At 68.1% G+C, this 16829-nt stretch carries 18 protein-coding genes; 7 read left to right on the top strand and 11 right to left on the bottom strand.

The annotated features are described in order from the left end of the window. Positions 1-101 precede the first annotated feature (101 nt). Positions 102-1034, top strand: coding sequence for a LysR family transcriptional regulator (locus ACIBG5_RS11075; RefSeq protein WP_396391376.1), 933 nt, complete (start codon positions 102-104; stop codon positions 1032-1034). On the opposite strand, the gene ACIBG5_RS11080 is transcribed toward ACIBG5_RS11075, so the two are convergent. Together ACIBG5_RS11080 and ACIBG5_RS11085 are read right to left on the bottom strand one after the other, a co-directional pair. Then, positions 1003-1776, bottom strand: coding sequence for a GntR family transcriptional regulator (locus ACIBG5_RS11080; RefSeq protein WP_396391377.1), 774 nt, complete (start codon positions 1774-1776; stop codon positions 1003-1005). The genes ACIBG5_RS11075 and ACIBG5_RS11080 overlap by 32 nt on opposite strands. A 141-nt stretch (positions 1777-1917) precedes the next feature. Further along, positions 1918-2073 (bottom strand): hypothetical protein, encoded by a 156-nt coding sequence (locus tag ACIBG5_RS11085; protein WP_396391378.1) that lies wholly within the window; start codon positions 2071-2073, stop codon positions 1918-1920. A 15-nt stretch (positions 2074-2088) separates the two neighbouring features. Here ACIBG5_RS11085 and ACIBG5_RS11090 point away from each other — a divergent pair, with 15 nt between their 5' ends. Continuing rightward, on the top strand, positions 2089-3093 hold the full coding sequence (locus ACIBG5_RS11090) for a YeiH family protein (RefSeq protein ID WP_396391379.1): 1005 nt from the start codon (positions 2089-2091) through the stop codon (positions 3091-3093). Here the strand turns inward: ACIBG5_RS11090 and ACIBG5_RS11095 are convergent. Then, positions 3078-4889: a glycoside hydrolase family 2 protein gene (locus tag ACIBG5_RS11095; RefSeq protein ID WP_396391380.1), complete on the bottom strand. Its 1812-nt coding sequence runs from the start codon at positions 4887-4889 to the stop codon at positions 3078-3080. The genes ACIBG5_RS11090 and ACIBG5_RS11095 overlap by 16 nt on opposite strands. A gap of 160 nt (positions 4890-5049) precedes the next feature. Between ACIBG5_RS11095 and ACIBG5_RS11100 the strand changes: the two genes are divergently transcribed. Next, positions 5050-5478 carry a VOC family protein gene (locus tag ACIBG5_RS11100; RefSeq protein WP_396391381.1) on the top strand — a complete coding sequence of 143 codons (429 nt, stop codon included), beginning with the start codon at positions 5050-5052 and terminating at the stop codon, positions 5476-5478. 87 nt (positions 5479-5565) lie between these two features. On the opposite strand, the gene ACIBG5_RS11105 is transcribed toward ACIBG5_RS11100, so the two are convergent. Beyond that, positions 5566-6306, bottom strand: a complete 741-nt coding sequence (locus ACIBG5_RS11105) for an SAM-dependent methyltransferase (RefSeq protein ID WP_396391382.1) — start codon at positions 6304-6306, stop codon at positions 5566-5568. Positions 6307-6507: 201 nt separating this feature from the next. On the opposite strand from ACIBG5_RS11105, the gene ACIBG5_RS11110 reads away from it, so the two are divergent. Next, positions 6508-7524, top strand: coding sequence for a TRM11 family SAM-dependent methyltransferase (locus ACIBG5_RS11110; protein WP_396391383.1), 1017 nt, complete (start codon positions 6508-6510; stop codon positions 7522-7524). A gap of 3 nt (positions 7525-7527) precedes the next feature. Here ACIBG5_RS11110 and ACIBG5_RS11115 read toward each other — a convergent pair whose 3' ends face one another. From ACIBG5_RS11115 to ACIBG5_RS11125, 3 genes are all read right to left on the bottom strand, one after another. Beyond that, entirely contained in the window at positions 7528-9249 is a 1722-nt protein-coding gene (locus tag ACIBG5_RS11115) for an MFS transporter (RefSeq protein WP_396391384.1), read from the bottom strand. 12 nt (positions 9250-9261) lie between these two features. Beyond that, a complete protein-coding gene (locus ACIBG5_RS11120; protein WP_396391385.1) occupies positions 9262-9735 on the bottom strand; it encodes a MarR family winged helix-turn-helix transcriptional regulator in 474 nt (157 codons plus the stop codon). Between the two features lie 65 nt (positions 9736-9800). Then, complete coding sequence (locus ACIBG5_RS11125) at positions 9801-10673, bottom strand: amidohydrolase family protein (protein WP_396391386.1); 873 nt, start codon at positions 10671-10673, stop codon at positions 9801-9803. 98 nt (positions 10674-10771) lie between these two features. Between ACIBG5_RS11125 and ACIBG5_RS11130 the strand changes: the two genes are divergently transcribed. Next, a complete protein-coding gene (locus ACIBG5_RS11130) occupies positions 10772-11191 on the top strand; it encodes an ArsR family transcriptional regulator (protein WP_396391387.1) in 420 nt (139 codons plus the stop codon). On the opposite strand, the gene ACIBG5_RS11135 is transcribed toward ACIBG5_RS11130, so the two are convergent. The 3 genes from ACIBG5_RS11135 to ACIBG5_RS11145 all read right to left on the bottom strand — a co-directional run bounded on the left by ACIBG5_RS11135 (position 11188) and on the right by ACIBG5_RS11145 (position 14268). Then, positions 11188-12423 (bottom strand): RimK family alpha-L-glutamate ligase, encoded by a 1236-nt coding sequence (locus ACIBG5_RS11135; protein ID WP_396391388.1) that lies wholly within the window; start codon positions 12421-12423, stop codon positions 11188-11190. The genes ACIBG5_RS11130 and ACIBG5_RS11135 overlap by 4 nt on opposite strands. Positions 12424-12485: 62 nt before the next feature. Beyond that, positions 12486-13232: an esterase family protein gene (locus tag ACIBG5_RS11140; protein ID WP_396391389.1), complete on the bottom strand. Its 747-nt coding sequence runs from the start codon at positions 13230-13232 to the stop codon at positions 12486-12488. Then, positions 13192-14268: an alpha/beta hydrolase gene (locus ACIBG5_RS11145; RefSeq protein WP_396391390.1), complete on the bottom strand. Its 1077-nt coding sequence runs from the start codon at positions 14266-14268 to the stop codon at positions 13192-13194. Before ACIBG5_RS11145 ends, ACIBG5_RS11140 begins: the two co-directional genes overlap by 41 nt. A gap of 141 nt (positions 14269-14409) precedes the next feature. On the opposite strand from ACIBG5_RS11145, the gene ACIBG5_RS11150 reads away from it, so the two are divergent. Continuing rightward, positions 14410-15105 (top strand): GAF and ANTAR domain-containing protein, encoded by a 696-nt coding sequence (locus ACIBG5_RS11150; RefSeq protein WP_396391391.1) that lies wholly within the window; start codon positions 14410-14412, stop codon positions 15103-15105. A gap of 77 nt (positions 15106-15182) precedes the next feature. Further along, complete coding sequence (locus ACIBG5_RS11155; RefSeq protein ID WP_396391393.1) at positions 15183-15524, top strand: MmcQ/YjbR family DNA-binding protein; 342 nt, start codon at positions 15183-15185, stop codon at positions 15522-15524. A 408-nt stretch (positions 15525-15932) separates the two neighbouring features. Here ACIBG5_RS11155 and ACIBG5_RS11160 read toward each other — a convergent pair whose 3' ends face one another. After that, complete coding sequence (locus ACIBG5_RS11160; RefSeq protein WP_396391394.1) at positions 15933-16745, bottom strand: dienelactone hydrolase family protein; 813 nt, start codon at positions 16743-16745, stop codon at positions 15933-15935. Between the last annotated feature and the right edge of the window lie 84 nt (positions 16746-16829).

Here is a 16829-nt window from a genome sequence, read left to right on the forward strand (position 1 = left end):
TCTCTTTCTCGAGGTTGTACTTCGATCGTTGTCGAACCATGTGCTGTTTTCCACGACCGGTTTGCTCCCTGCTGAGAGGCTCGGCCTACTACGATCAGCTGGTGGAGCTGCGGCAGTTGCGGTACTTCGTCGCGGTCGCCGAGGAGCTGAACTTCGGTCGCGCCGCCGCCCGGTTGCACATCGCCGGGCCTTCGCTGTCCCAGCAGATCAAGGCGCTGGAGCGTGATCTCGGGGTCCGGTTGTTCGAGCGCGATCGCCGTACCGTCGCGCTGACCGCGTTCGGCGAGACACTGCTGCCGCAGACGCGGGCCTTGCTCGATCAGGCCGACGACCTTCGCCGCACCGCGGCCGGGTTCGCGACGACCGAGCCGGTGCGACTCGGGTATGTCAGCTGGCGGCCGGCCGATCTGGCCGGGCGGGTCTCCGGGGTCGCGCAGCTGCAGGTCGACGCGTGGGTGATGCCGTCGCACACTCAGGCTGGGCGGGTTGCCGATGGCAGCATCGATCTGGCGATCTGCTGGGTGCGCGCGACCGATCTCGCCGAGCAGGATCTGGACGGGCGGTTGATCGGCGCGGACCGGCTGTTCGCGGTCTCGCCTGGTGCTGACGAGACCGCGGTTCGCGCGCGGGACACCGTCGTACTCGTGGATGCTGACACCGCGACGTGGGCGTCGTGGAACCTGTACGCCGTCGAGTTCGCCCGCGCCACCGGAGCGTCGGTGGCGCGTATCGACGACCACGGGATCACCGGGTCTGCGTTCTTCGATCAGGTACGTCGATTGGGCCGGCCGGTGGTCAGTTCGCCGAAGCGGGACGCGACGCCGCTGCCCCGTGGTCTCGTCCGTCGTCCGGTCGTCGAACCTGTGCCGATCTGGACGTGGGCGCTGGTGTGGCGGCGTGGCGAGACCCGGCCGGCCGTCAGGGCTGCGGTCGAGGCGTTGAGCCGCGACGTTGCCGTTGACCTCGGGCCGGAGGGCGCCTGGCTGCCGGCGGATGATCCGTTCAGGCCTGGTGCTGCACCGCTGCCGGAGTGAGGCGATAGCCGAGGTTCTCGGAGAACTCGGCGGACAGGGCGAAGCGGTCGCCGCGGACGAGGGTGTGACGCCATTCGACCGGACGGCTCTGTGACGTGCCCTGGCGGTTGATGGAGAACGCGGCCGCCTCGGGCGGGCAGCGGAGTACGGCGCGCTCGGCCGGGGTGGGTACGACGGCGCGGATGTCCTCGCGGCCGTGGTCCAGCCGTACGCCGATGCGGGTGGCCAGCTCGTTGTAGAGGCTGGTGTGGGTGAAGTCGGCGTCGAGGAGTGGTTCGGCCAGGGACGCAGGCAGCCAGACGCGGTCGAGCGCCAAGGGCTCGTCGCCGGCGAAGCGGAGTCGCTCCAGGTAGAGCAGTGGGCTCGACGCCTCCAGGTCGAGGCGGCTCGCGATGACGCCGTCGGCCCGGATGTCCAGGGCGCGGACGATGCTGTGCTGGGTCAGGCCGGACGCCTCGACCGAGGAGAACAGGCTGTACAGCGCACCCATCGGCTGGCGGATCTCGGGCGTGGTCGCGACCCGGGGCTGACGCCCGCGTTCGGCCACGATCAGGCCGTCCGCGCGAAGCTTCCCGAGCGCCTGTCGGACCGTGTGCCGGCTGACCTGGTAGTCCTCGACGAGCGCGAGCTCACCGGGGAACGAGTCGTCGAACTCCCCGGACCGCAGCCGCCGCACGAGGTCCTGCTGCAGCTGCTTCCACAGCGGCTGGCCGCCGGTGCGGTCGAGCCTGCGCTGGATCATCAGGGTCCTGCCTCCCGGGAGTGGGCTTGCCAAATGTCCGGTCATCTCCTAGCTTAAATGTGCGTACATTTTCAGCGAGGAGGAACCGGTCCGATGGTGCAGGTCGAGATTAGGCCACCGCACACCCCGGATGCCCCCGTCTCACGCCGCGCCCGCCTCACCGCCGCCCTCCACGGCCCGCACCCCCGCCTCATCGCCGCCCTCCACGGCCCGCACCCCCGCCTCAGCGCTGCCCTCGACGGTCTTCTGCACTCCGTCCGCGGTCGCCTCGACACCGTTCCACCTCACACCCACCATCGCGTCGGCTCCGCCGTGTCGCGGTTGCCCGGCTTGGTCGTCGTGCTGCTTCTCACTGCCATCGCCGTTCCGCTCGGGCGACTCGTACCGGTGGTCGGCGGACCGGTGTTCGGGATCGTGCTCGGGGTGCTGGGCGGTCTCGTGATCCCGGCCTTGCGGGCTGAGCGGTGCCGACCGGGATACGACTTCGCCGCGAAGAACCTGCTCCAGGTCTCGATCGTCGTACTCGGCACCGGCCTGTCCCTCCAGCAGGTGGCACATGTCGGCGCCTCCTCGCTCCCCGTCATGCTCGGCACGCTGGCCATCGCACTAGGCGGCGCGTGGCTCTTCGGCCGCCTCCTCGGCGTACGCGGCGACACCCAGACCCTGATCGGAGTCGGTACGGCGATCTGCGGCGGCTCGGCGATCGCCGCGGCGACCGCCGCCATCGGCGCCAAACGATCATCCGTCGCCTACGCACTCGCGACGATCTTCACCTTCAACGTGGTCGCCGTCCTGGCCTTCCCGCCCCTCGGCCACCTCATGGGCCTCAGCCCGGAAGCCTTCGGCCTGTGGGCGGGCACCGCGATCAACGACACCTCATCGGTGGTCGCCGCCGGCTATGCCTACAGCGCCGACGCCGGCGACCAGGCCCTCGTGGTGAAGCTGACCCGGTCACTGATGCTCGTCCCGATCGTCCTGACCCTGGTCGTGCTCAAGTCCCGCCGTGACGCGCGGACCGCCGACCGCGAGAACCCGGACCGCCCGCGGACACGTCTCCCGTGGCGCCGGCTCGTGCCGATGTTCCTGATCGGCTTCGTCGCCGCGGCGGGCCTGCGTTCGGCCGGGCTCGTGCCGGATGGGTGGCTCCCGACGCTCAGCCTGATCGGCACGTGCCTCATCACCTCGGCCCTGGTTGCGATCGGCCTGTCGCTGCGGCCGCGCGAACTACGCGACGCAGGGCCCCGGCCGCTCCTGCTCGGAGCGATCCTGTGGGCCCTGGTCGCGGTGGGAAGCCTCGGACTTCAGTCCTTCTCGTAAGCCGCCGGGCGGGTTTGCACGGTCTTGATCCGCGGCACGTCCAGCTTGTCGCTGCGGTCGAAGCGGTAGATGCCGTTCTCTTCCTGGAACACGTCGGTCAGCTGCGTGTAGCAGTAGCCGAACATCAGCGGATCGTCGAGCAGCGCGTCGACCAGACCGGTGAAGCGCGCGTAGAACGCCTCCTCGTCGACGACCCGCTGGCCGTAGCCCCAGGAGTCGGTGCGGTTGTCACCGGCCGACTTCGCAGCCTCCTCCGGGTTCCACCAGATGCCGCCGAACTCACTGCAGAAGTACGGCTGACCGGCGTACGGCTGGGAGATCGGCCGCTGCTCGTGCCCACCCGTGTTCCCGTACGGCGCTCCGTCCGCGAGGCCGGCCATTTGCCGGGCGAACTCGGCCGGGTCCTGCTCGTAGTTGTGCGAGTCCCAGACGTCGGTCTCGGGCACGCGGTGCGAGTACCCGGACGCGTCGAGCACCGGCCGGGTCGTGTCGGCCGCCTTCGTGGCCAGGAACATCGCCCGGGTGACGTCGTCCAGCTGGGTGATCCGGTCGTGCAGGAACTGGTGCGTCTCGTTCAGCGGGCACCAGCCGATGATCGACGGGTGGCTGTAGTCGCGCTCGACCGCCTCCAGCCACTGCGCCACGTACGACGCCGTCGGCTGCTGGTTGTCCTCTTGGGTGCCGTCGGCAAGGTTCTCGCCCCAGTCGCCGAACTCGCCCCAGACCAGGTAGCCGAGCCGGTCCGCGTGGTACAGGAACCGCTCCTCGAACACCTTCTGGTGCAGCCGCGCGCCGTTGAACCCGGCCGCCAGGCCGAGCTCGATGTCCGCAACCAGCGCCTCGTCAGAAGGCGCCGTCATCAGGCTCTCGGGCCAGTATCCCTGGTCGAGCACCAGCCGCTGGAACACGTGCTTGCCGTTGATCAGGATCGCCTGGCCGTTGATCGACACCGACCGCAGTCCGGCGTAGCTGTCGGCGCCGTCCACAACGTTGCCGTCAGCATCGATCAGCTCGAGGCGGACGTCGTACAGGTGCGGATCGGTGGTATCCCAGAGCCGGACCCGATCCGCCGGGACCTGCAGCGTCAGCCGCGGGGCGAAGTCGAGATCGGCGCGGACCTCCTGGGTGGTGACCTCGCCGTCGGCGTCCTTCAGGATCGCGCGGACCTTCCAGCCCGGCTTGTTCGCCGACACCGGTACGGCGAGGTGGAAGCTGGAGCCGGCCACGTCGGGGGTGATCCGCGGGCGGCCCAGGTGCACGGTCGGCACCGCCTCGAGCCAGACGGTCTGCCAGATCCCGGTCGTCCGGGTGTAGTGGCAGCCGTGGTTGAAGTACTTGGTCGACTGCTTGCCGCGGGCTTGCGCGCCGTACCGGCTGTCCCGCGCGCGGACGACGATGGTTGCCTCCTCGCCGGGCTTGGCGACCTGGCGGAGGTTGGCGCTGAACGGCGTGAACCCACCGCGGTGCCGCACCACCTCGACGTCGTTCACCCACACGGTCGCATCGTGGTCCACCGCCTGGAAGTGCAGTACGGCGTCCTTGCCGGACCAGTCGGCCGGGATCGTGACGGTCGTCCGGTACCAGACGGCCTCCATGAAGTCGACGTCCTCGATCCCGGACAGCTTCGTCTCCGGCGCGAACGGCACGGTGATCCGCTGCGCGAGCTCTCGCTCCCGGACCCCGCGCTCGAGACCGGAGTCCGACCGGTCGATCTCGAACTGCCACTCGCCGTTCAGATTCACCCACTCCGGACGAACGAACTGCGGGCGCGGGTACTCCGCACGAGGTTGAGTCATGAGCACTCCCGTGACGTGGTTTCTGAGGGTCGGCACGACAGTACAACGTTGGAATGCGCCCAGCAATGGGTCTTCCAGGTGTTGGTTCGAAGGTCCGTGTCGGTCTCGGGCACCCTCGTTCGTCGGGTTGGTGAAGGACAAGCGGAATAGGAGACTCCACATGCAGGTCGAGCCGACCATCGTGACCATTGCCCTGCCGATCGCGGACCGCCGGAGGTCGTACGAGTTCTACCGGTCCGGGCTCGGATTCACCACGCCCGGTGAGCCGGACCGCGACGGCGTACCTGAGCCGCTGCGCCTCACCCTCGGCGACCGCGTCCGGGTCATGCTGATCCCGAAGGTTGGTTTCGGGTGGGTGCTCAGCGGACGGAAGCAGGCCACGGCCGGGCGGAGCGAGTGCGCCGTGTCGCTCAGCCTGCCGACGCGGGCCGATGTGGACGACCTGCTGGCGCGCGCCGAGCAGGCCGGCGCGGAGATCGTCCGGCCGTCGGGCGAGCAGGACTGGGGCTACGACGGCGCCTTCGCCGACCCGGACGGCCACGTCTGGCATGTCGCGGAGGCCGGTGAGTTCACGACCTCCTGGCCTTAGGTGGTGCGTAAGGACAGGAGGTGTTGGGTCGTGGGGTAGTGCACCTACGCGTGGAGAGCTTGGCGTGTACACCGTCTCGTCGGTGTACTACCTGTTGGTCCGTACGCCTCGAGTGTTCCTGAAGAGGGCCGCGTTGAGGAAGTCGGGTCCGAAGGTGCCACTGCGGCCGGGGTGCACGGCGCGGAGTTCGACGGGTTCGAGGGCGGTGAAGACGGTTCGGAGGTCGTCCAGGGAGAAGGCCATGCCACCGTAGGTGTCTCCGCTCATCACGATGTCCAGGTCGGCTGGAGTCTCCATGCGTTCGGCGGCGAACGTCACGATGCCGAACCGGCCGCCCTCACGCACAGTCGGCAGCACGCGGTCGAGGTAGGTGATCCGCCGGTGTGGGGCGATGTGGTGAAAGCAGCCGGAGTCGTACACAACGTCGTACTGTCCGGCCGGCAGGGGATCTCGTAGGACGTCCGTCGCGGTGAGGTTCACCGAGTCGGGCATGCCGGGCCGGACGGATTCGAGGAGCGGCGCGGCGAGGTCGATGCCTTCGACCGTCGCGCCCTGCTCGGCGAACCATCTGCTGTTGCGGCCAGACCCGCAGCCGATGTCGAGTACTCGGGCGCCGTCCAGGTCCCCGAGCAACCCGCGCTCGTGCCAGTCGATCAGCGGTTCGTCCGGCAGTTGTGTGGCGAGCGGGTGGCCCGGTCTCGTCAGCATCTCGGTCCAGAACTCGGCCGCCGACGACTGTGATCGATCTCCGCGGGCGCTCGCCGCCACGACCTGGTCGAGGATGCTGAGCAACTGTTCGGTCGTGTGTATGCGCGCTCCGTTGACCACTCGGGGATTCTACTGAAAAGCAGATGATCGGAGCGGGTGCGATCGCTTAGGGTCCTGGTGATGATGCGTTTCTGAAGGCGCGCGCCACGGTGTGGCACTCCGGCATCGACTTCTCTGTCGTGCCGTCTCTTCGAGCTGCCGTGATGTGCGTGCGCCGCGCTTCGACTGTTCTGTCGATCGCGACTCTTCAGGAGCTTCCGCATGTCAGGCACTTACTCGCCGGAGCGCGTCATCACGCCCGGCCTCGATCAGCATGTCACCGACCGTCTCGTACTCCGCACCCTCGATGGCGCCGCGGATCTCCTCATGGAGGAGCTTCGCTCGCTGCCGTCGGTCCACTCGATCCATCAGCTGTCCAACGACTCCGTCGAATGCACGGTCGACGGCCGGCTGAGCGAGATCGCTGCTTGTTCTCTCTACTCCACGATGGCGATCGCCCTCCACGACGACTTCCTGCGCCCACTCGAGCAGTCGGGGCAGACCGGCGTACTCGCAACCCTGCCGACCCCCATCGGCTTCCGAGTCGGCTGCGACGATCCGGGGCTCAGGTACGCCGTGATCACGGCGATCGAGCGCGAGCTCGGCTGGGTCAATCAGCCTGGCAGCTGGGACGTCAACCTCACCCGAACCGCAGACGGCTGGATCGCGGAGATCGGTCCACTGTCGTGGATGCGGCGCTTCGGGCGGTTGGAACGGTTGCCGTGGTCAACCACCCCGCTCGTCGCGGAAGTCCTTGTGCGCTTGGCGAAACTCCAGCCGGAGCAACGCATCGCCGACCCGTTCTGCGGCACGGGTACCATCCTTCTCGCCGCACTCCGCCGGCAACCAAGCGGCCGCGTCCTCGGGACCGACCGCGACCCGCGGGCACTCGCGATCGCGGACCACAATCGACAACAGCTAGGTGGCCTCGCACAGGCGACAGCAGAAGCCCTCCCGTACGCCGCCGGCAGTGTCGATCGGATCATCACCAACCTCCCGTTCGGCAAGCTGGTCGGCACCCACCACGCCAACCGCACCCTCTACCCAGCAGCCCTGTCCGAGATCGATCGAGTCCTCACCACCGACGGTCGCGCCGTACTCCTCACTGAGGACAAACGCCTGCTCCACAAGGCGATCGAGCACCAGAGGGGCCTCAAGCTGGCCCGCCAACGTCTGCTCAGATACAACGGCGCCACTCCCACCGCCTACGTCCTCGCTCGGCCGCGGGAGCGGCGCTGAAGCCTAGGCTGCTCTGTCTCTCAGCTCTCGCAGCCTGGATGCCGTCAGTGTGTCCGGATCCTTGTCGGGCTCCAGCAGGATCACCGTGCAGGTTGCGGCGTGGGTCACGGCGGAGGTGATGCTGCCGTCGCCGAACTGTGCGATTGGTCCGCGCGGCGACCGGCCGAGTGCGATGACGCGGGCACCGACGTCGGTGGCATAGCGGGCCAGCGCGCGGCCGGCGGCGGCATGATCGCCGACGCTGGTGAGCACCTGCCCGGTCGCGGCGATGTTGTGTGCGGCAAGCCGGTCGAGGTGAGCGACGACGGCCGCGTGGGCCTGCTCGGCATCCTCGGAATCGAGGGCGACTTCCTCGACGACAGCGGTCTCGCGGACGTGGACGACCTCCAGCGTGGTGCCGGCGTTGCGAGCGAGGAGGGCGGCAGCATCGACGACCGCGGCCGCGTCCTCAGTGGCGGCGACGGCAACGATGACCGGCCGGTACTCCGCTGAAGGAGCGTCTCCGACCCGCTGCAGCGACGGCAGCACCGGGGACCCCTCGGCCGGGTTCTGCTCCGCCGCGCTGACCAGCCGATGGCCGGTGGCGAGTACGGCGATGGCGAGCAGGAAGGCAAGGCCGCCGAGATAGAACGGGACGCTGAGGTTGGTGGCGTCGGCAAGCTTTCCGGCGGCGAACGGTGCCAGGCCGCCGCCGATGAACCGGACGAAGCCGTACGCCGACGAGGCGACCGGCCGCTCGACCGGGGAGACGAGCATGACCGCCTGCGTGGTCAGCGTGTTGTTGATGCCGATGAACGCGCCACTGACGATGACCGCGACGATGACCACGGTCGGTGTGTGGACGCCTGCCGCGATGGCGGCCATCACGATGCCGAGCGCGAACAGGTTGACGTACAGCACCGGCGCCGTACCGAATCGCGCCTGCAGGCGTGGGGCGACGAACACCGAGAACGCGGCGACCAGCAGGCCCCAGCCGGTGAACACGAGGCCGAGCCGGTGGGCGTCGAGCTCCATCGGGTACGGCGCATAGCCGAGCATCGTGAAGAAGCCCCAGTTGTACAGCAGCGCCATCAGTCCCATCGTCAGCAGGCCCCGATGGCGAAGTGCCTTGAGCGGCGCCGCGAGCGATGTCTTGTGGTCGGGCTTCGGAAGTGATGGCACGAACACGGCGGTGGCCACCAGCGCGATGGCCATCAGCACCGCTACGCCGAAGAACGGCCCACGCCAACTGATGCTGCCCAGCTCGCCGCCGAGCAGCGGTCCGACCGCGATCCCGAGGCCGAGCGCGGTCTCGTACAGGATGATCGCGCCGGCGAAGCCGCCGCTGGCCGAGGCCACGATGACCGCGAGGCTGGTGGAGATGAACAGGGCGTTGCCCAGGCCCCAGCCGGCCCGGAAGCCGACGATGCCACCGATCGAGCCGGACGAACCGGCCAGTGCGGCGAACACCACGATGAGGGCCAGTCCGACGATCAGGGTCCGCTTGGCGCCGAAGCGGCTGGAGAACCAGCCGACCACGAGCATCGCGACCGCGGTCACGACCAGGTAGCTGGTGAACAGCAGCGACACCTGGCTCGGGGTGGCCTGCAGGCTGGAGGCCAACGCGGGCAGGATCGGGTCGACCAGACCGATGCCCATGAACGAGATGACGCAGGCGAACGCGACGGCCCAGACCGCCCGTGGTTGTTTGAACGGGGTGGAGGTCGTCCCGTGGGGTGAAGCCATGGATGGCACTTCCTAACGTGGGGTTGCCGATGTGGTCGGCTGGTCGTCGTCGTACGCCGATTCGACGAGCTGAGTGAGGACAGGGAGGGCGGCGGAGATGGTGGTCTGGTCCTGCGGGTCGAGCCGGTCGAGGAGCTCCTGCAGCACGTCGGCGCGTTCGGCTCGCATGCGTGTCCAGAGGTCCATTCCGGCCTCGGTCGCCTCCACGAGTACGCCGCGTCGATCGCTGGTGCTCGTCGTACGCCGTACCAGGCCCTCACGTTCCATCCGGGTGACCAGTTGCGTCATGCCGGGTTGGGAGATGCGTTGGGCTTGCGCCAGCTCCGTCATTCGCTGTGGTCCCGCACGCCCGAGGCGGCTCAACGTGGACGAAGCCGCGCTGCTCAAGCCTCCGACGGGGCGAACGAGCTGCACGAGCTGTTCGAGCACCACGAGGAGCTCCATGCCGGAGCCCTCACGATACATAATGGGGTTATGTATCTGCATAACCTCATTATGTATCTGCCCGAGCCGAACCACAAAGTGATCTGAACCTCACCGACTGATTCTGCTCAGTAGGACAGGCCGAGTAGGCGGGTGCCGTTGTCCCAGCAGACGGCTCGTAGCCAGTCGTCGCCGAGATCCAGCGACTCCAGTGCGGAGAGTTGGACGGCGTACTCGTAGGGGATGTTGGGGAAGTCCGTGCCGAGGACGATGCGGTCCTGGAGGTCGGCCAGGCGGGGCGTGAGCTCCCGGGGGAACGGCATGAGGGACTCGGTGAAGGGCGTGAGAGCCATCGTCGTGTCCAGGTGGACGTTCGGGTACGACGTGAGGGCCAGGTGCTCGGCGTACTCGGGCATGCCGAGGTGGGCGATGATCGCGGTCAGGCGCGGGTGCTTGCGCAGTACGTCGCCGAACGGTCCGGGACCCGTATGCCGGCCGGGGATCGGGCCGGATCCACAGTGCACAACCACCGGTACGCCGGCCTCCGCGAGCTGACCCCACACGTCGTCCAGTGCGTCCTCGCGCGGATCGTAATCACCCACCTGGACGTGGACCTTGAAGATCCGCGTCCCCAGGTCGAGCGCCTCGCGCACATAGTCCGCGGCACCCGGCTCGGGATAGAAGGTCCCGCTCGGCACACATCCGGGCGTCGCCGCGGCGAAGTCCCGGGCCCACGCGTTGAGCCACTCGGCCATACCCGGCTTGTGCGGATACACCAGCGCGGGGAAGGCCCGAACCCCCAACGTTTCCAGGGTTTTCAGCCGCTCCTCGACCGAGGTCCGGTAGGTGACCGGCCACTCGGTGCCGTAGTGCTGCGGCGCCTGGTCGAAGTACGCCCAGACCGCGTTCATCACCTGATCCGGCAGGAAGTGGACGTGCACATCGACCAGCCCGTCCAGCCCCAGCCGCCGCCACCACGCCGGTACGTCGCTGTCTCGCACCCGCCCAGGGTAAGGCGCTCAGCGCTACCGGGAAGCGACGTACCTCACGTGCAGGCTTTGCAAGAACTACGTACCTACGTACTATCCACAGTGTGGATATGGCTGTGGATAACCGACTCGCGGAGCTGGAACGGCGGATCGCCGCGCTGGAATCCGCAGCGGACGCGCGGGGCGGAGCCAGGCGGCGGACCTCCGCCGGGCAGGCCGAAGCGACCCGGGCGCTCAGCGAGCTCCGGGCATGGAATGACTGGTCAGATGTCGCGCCGGCACTCGCGGCGCTGGGCAATGCCGTCCGGCTGACCTTGCTGCGCGAGATCGTGCGCGGCCGAGCGACCGTCAGCGCTCTGAGTCAGGTCGACGGTCTTGGCACCAGCGGTCAGATCTACCACCACCTCCGCCACCTGACCGCCGAAGGCTGGCTGCACACCCCCACGCGTGGCACCTTCGCGATCCCGCCGCACCGGGTCACCGCACTCCAGGCGATCCTTGCCGCTCTCGAAGCCGACCAGACCGGTTAGCCGGCCTGGTCGGAGAGCCAGAGGCTGGTCAAGCCCCGGAAATGGGCCATGAACTGGTCCTGCTCGCGCTCGGGGTAGGTGGTGGCGACGGTCGACGTCAGGAGGCGGTCGAAGTCGGGGCCGGCGACCCAGTCGCGGACGCGGGCGTCGAAGTCGGCGAGGTGCTCGGTGCACCACTCGTGGTACTTCGTGGTCTCGAAGTGCTCGTCGGCCAGGGCCAGATAAGCCTCGATTTTCGCGTTGTAGTCGAGCGATTCGTCGTCCGCGATCGCGAAGTACCGCTCGGTCTGCAGGTCGATCGCGCTGCGCCGGCCGGTCGCGAGTGAGAACACCGACCACTTGACCAGCGCGCTGATCGCCCACGGGAAGTAGTAGTGCAGCGAGGTGACCGCCACGTCCGGGCAGGCGTTGGCGTAGTCGATCGGGTGGACCGAGTCGCCCTTCACCAGCATCTCGCAGGAGTTGAACTCCCAGCCGAAGAAGGCGTTCACGATCCGGCTGATCGCCACCGCCTCGTGCCCGGCGGACGGGTTGAGGAAGTCGTGCGAGACGGCGTACCGGTTGTGCATCGGCTCGTCGGGGCGGAAGTCCATCACCATCGTCTCGGCGCCGATCGACAGCGCCCGGGCGAACTTGTCGTACTCGATCGTCGCCTGCAGGTGCATCAGCATCTCGCCCGACTGGTCGTACGCGCGATGCAGGTCGACCTTGTCGTTGATCCGGGACACGCCCCGCCAGCCGCCGCCGTCGAACGGCTTCATGTACAGCGGATAGCCGAGGTCCTCGGCGATGGCGTCCAGGTCGAACGCCTTGTTGTACTGCGCCGAGGTGTACGCCCAGCGCACGTTGTCGACCGGGTTCTTGTACGGCACCAGCACGGTCCGTGGGATCTTCAGCCCGAGCCGGAGCATCGCGCAGTACGCCGAATGCTTCTCCATCGACTGGAACGTGAACGGCGAGTTCAGCAGATAGGTGCCGTTCATCAGCGCGGCCTTCTTCAGCCACTCGCGCGGGTGGTAGTACCAGTACGCGAGCCGGTCGATCACCAGCCCGACCCGGACCGGGTCGTTCAGGTCGAACGGCTCGATGGTCAGCCGCCGGGACCCGAACTCGTGCTCGGTCCCGTCGATGGTGACCGGCCCGACCCGCTGCAGCAGCGCCTCGAACGCCCGCGGCCAGTCCTCTTCAGCCCCGAGCAACAACCCGATCAAATGCCGTGAACGATCAGCCACTGAATCTCCTACAGGTCGGTGTCGGGAAAGGAAGGAAAGAAGAAGGGAAGGGGATCGGTCTCCTAACAGAATCGGGGCAGGTGGTGGGCGAGTTGCTTGCGCCACCAGGGCCAGTCGTGGGCTACGTCGTACCCCCACAGGTCGAGCTCATGCGGGATGCCTTTGGCCTTCAGTACGGCGGCGGTCGCGCGGGCGGACGGCAACGACCCGGTCGGGTTCGTCTCCCAGTCGCCCTGACCGACCGTGAGCAGGATGAAGATCCGGGTGCGCAACCACTCCAGGTGGTCACCGTCCAGATTCGGCAGGTAGTCGGCCGGGTTGTTGAAGTACGTCGCCTCGCCGCGCTCACCCCACGCGTGCCAGCCGGCCGCGTCGTAGTTGCCGGACTGGCAGATCGCGATCGGGAACAGATCGGCCCGTTTGAACGCGAAGTTGAGCGCATGGAACGCGCCCAGGCTGCAGCCGGTGGTGATGATGTCGGCGGTGCCGGGGGAGTCCGCGCCGATCGCCGGGACCACCTGCTCCAGGATCCAGGACTCGTAGAACCCGTGCCGCCGGGCCCGGTCCTCGAGCTGGATGCTGCGATCCGACCAGCTGACGTGATCGAAGGAATCGACGCAGTACAGCTTCACCCGGCCGGCCTCGATCAGGTCCGCGACCGCGTCGACCATGCCGTTGTTCTCGTAGTCCCAGGCGCGGCCCTGCTCGCTCGGGAACACCAGCACCGGGCGGCCGAAATGGCCGTACCGGATCAGCGTGCCCCGCCGGTCAAGCCCCGGCGCCTCCAACTCGACCTGCTCCCGCTCCATCTGCCCCACCCCAGCACCGTTGCAGTAGCTCCGTCAGCTCAGGATCCAGCACATCACGCCATGCTGTGAAGTTGTGCATGTCCGGCGTTTCGTCGAACCTCACCTCCAGCCCGAGCTCGGCCAGCTTCGCGGCCATCACCCGGTTGTTGTGGACGTTCTCCTCCGTCGTCCCCGCGGTCATCCCGATCAGCGGCGTACTCGGCGGCGTGGTTGCCGTCAGCACCTGCGCGACGAACCCGGTGACCTCGGCGTAGAACTCGAACCGGGACTCCTGCGGATCCGTGTCGGCGGTGAAGAACGACCCCGACTGCAGGAACAGCCCGTCGAAAGTGCCCGGATGGTGCCATTCCGCGAACAAGGCGGCCAGCGCACCCAGGCTCGCGCCCATCAGCACGGGCCGCCGGCTGCGGTACTGCGTCTCGATCGCGGGCAGCACGTACTGCGTCAGGGCGTCGGCGTACTGCGGATTCGCGGCGTACCAGAGGTTGCGGGTGGTCGGCCGGATCAGCGCGAGCCGGAAAGGCGGCAGTATGGACCCGGCGACCATCGCGCCGGCGTAGTGGGTCAGACCGGCGTACTTCGCGAGCTCGGGACCGTCGTGGGACAGGAGCAGCGGCAGCTCGAACGTCGGTGCGATGCCTTCCGGCGCCCAGACGTGAACGTCGACCTCGCCGACCGGGGTTTCCACACCGAGCGGAGTCAGCGCCGACGCGATCGGTGGGACGGTGATCCACGCGGGCTCGACGTACCCGGGCAGTGGCAGCCAGGAGTGTTCCCCGAACGCCCCGCCGACGACCCGCGGGTTGGTCGGGTCGATCCTCATCCCCAGGTCGGCGATGTCGAACAGGTACTCCATCCGGCGCACCGACGGCCGGGGCAACCGCAGCTCCCAGCCGTGGTCCACATGTTTGAATTCGAGCAGTTCGGCCGCCAGCCCGAGCTCTTGCCACAGCTTCACCCCGGTGAACGCATGCGAAGGATCGCCGAGGCGGAACACCACCTCAGCCCCTTCGACACCACTCACCACAGCAGGCATCAGACCACCGTACGCCGACCGGTATTCGTAGTGGAAACGGTGGACAGCGAGGCATACTCGAGGTGTCGCTGGCGCGATGGGGGTTGGCGCGATTCTTGGGAGGGGACCGTGCAGCACGGCCCATCTGACTACTCGCTGGCCGTGGAATTCGCGCAACTCGCGCTGAGCCTCCACGACGCGGAACATGTCGACGAGACCGTCGAGTCCGTCGTCCGATCCGCCGTGCAGGCAGTCGGGGGCGACGCCGCCGGACTGGTCCTGAGCCACCGGGGCGGGCGCTTCGAGGTTGCGGCCGTGACCGATCCGGTCGTCGAGACGATCTACCGGCATCAGGTGGAAACCGGCGAGGGAGCGATGCTGGCCGCTGCCGCGGCGGGCAGCCCGCTGCACGTCCGGGACGTGATGACCGATCCGCGCTGGCCGCGGTGGAGCGAAGTACTCACCAGCCTCGGCCTGCGCAGTGTGATCCACGTTCCGATGCTGCTCGGTGGCCGGGGCGCGGGGATCCTCAGCGTCTACGCCGCGCTGCCGAACGCGTTCAGTGCCGACGACGTCGCCGTCGCCCATATTCTCGCTCGGCATGCCTCGGTGGCTGTGGCGACGGCGCGCCGTCAGGAGAACCTGGCCCAGGCGGTCGACGCCCGGAAACTGGTCGGTCAGGCGATGGGCATCCTGATGGAACGGTACGGACTGGACGGCGATCGCGCGTTCGAGGTCCTGAAGCGCTACTCCCAGGACACCCACACCAAGCTGCGCGACGTCGCAGAGCACCTCATCCAGACCCGGCGACTCCCGACCGGCCCGGCCGACGATCAGGTGCCGCCGTCCACAGCCTGATCCCGGAAGGACTGAAAGCCCGGTGAAAGCTTTCCTCGGTAACGTCGGTTCGCACGACTGCGGTTTCTGGAGGGCTCATGGTGGGACTGGACGACATCCGGGCGGTGACGGCGGACCTGCCGCGCAGCTACGAGGTGCTGGTGCGGGACTCGATCAAGTACCGGGTCGGGCAGATCGTCTACCTGGCGGTCGCGCCGGACGAACAGACGATCGGGATCGCGTTCCCCCGCGAGGAACGCGAGGCCGCGCTGGCCGCAGAACCCGACAAGTTCTTCCGCCCCCGCCCGTCCGACGAGCGCTTCCGCTGGATCCAGGTCCGCCTCGACGCTCTCGAGTACGAGGAACTCCGCGAACTGATCCTGGACGCCTGGGCCATGGTCGTACCCAAGAAAGTCCAGGCCGAATACTTCGCACGGTAGTCATTCAGGGGCCTACGGCAACCATCTCATCCTCTGGTAGGAGCCGGTTGCGTCCCTGGGCCTACTGACGTCGCGCCAGAACCGTCCCGACGACCGATGGGTGGGGCGGTTTCTCCCGGCAGCCTGGAAGCATGACCGGAGACTTCCTGCCCCACCGCCGCCAATCGTCGGCCCGAGCCCAGGTACTGGCCATCCTCATCGTGATCGCCGTCGCCACACTCGGCATCTACCTGTTCACGTAGGAACTCTCCCCACGCACCCGCTCCGCGCGCTCCCGTCGTCGAGTGCTCGCGGCCGCCCCGCCCGGTCAACCGATCGTCGAGTCGTGGATTTGGTTCGGGTGTTGCGTGATTTCGGCGCGAGGATCCACGACTCGGCGGCCGCCGAGACGCTGTGAGCCCGCCGCATTCAGTCGGCCGGCAACAAGCGATTGGTCAGGTAGCTGAGGATCTCGTCTCTGGCCTCGACGGTCGGGTGTCCGTCCTCGTCGACGAGATGAGCGGTCACCACGCTGTGGGGTGTCTCGACGACCTCGCCGAAGAACGGCGGCGGGTCGGTCTTCGCGCAGCCGCCAGGAAGGACGCGACCGTCGAAGGCGTCGCCGAGGAGTGCTCGGTACGCCGCGAAGCGTTGGCCGGTGCACCAGCGGTCATTGTCGAACCTGTACGCCAGAACGCTCAGCCCATCCCGGTCGACGCGGTCCCGGATCGCACGCGCGTCCTCGTCGCTCAGCTCGAGTCCGGCCGGGTCGTCCAGCGGCAGGGACGGGTGGTTGACCACCGGCGCGATGACGGCCGGCTCGAGCGCCATGGTGAGGGCGAAGTTGCCGGTGAAGCACAGACCGATCGCGCCAACACCCGGACCGCCGCACTCGGCATGTGCCTGCCGGGCGAGCCCACGCAGCCAGACGGTGACCGGGCTCGTCCCACCCCCGGCGAACGCGCGGAACTCCGCACTGACGCAGGCGCGACGAACAACCTCCGAACCACCGTCGGCCGTGGGATAGGCGCCGTCGACCCCGAAGAGCGACGGGACGTAGACGGTGAAGCCGGCGTCCCGAACCCACCGAGCCAACCGAAGGACGTCCGGGCTGATGCCGGGCATCTCCGGCATCACGACCACGGCCGGCCCGGACCCCGCGACGTACACCGTCTTCACCACCCCGTCGACTTCGATGAGTTGGCGGGAGAAGTCCGCGATCTCGTCGTCACGTGTGCTCATGCCGACAGCGTGCTGCCAGGAACCGTCGTACGACGAGCGGCCAGATCGCCATAGTTGGAGGTAATCTCGCCACGAGCAATGAGG

The sequence above is a fragment of the Kribbella sp. NPDC050241 genome (genome assembly GCF_044459685.1).
Taxonomy (GTDB): domain Bacteria; phylum Actinomycetota; class Actinomycetes; order Propionibacteriales; family Kribbellaceae; genus Kribbella.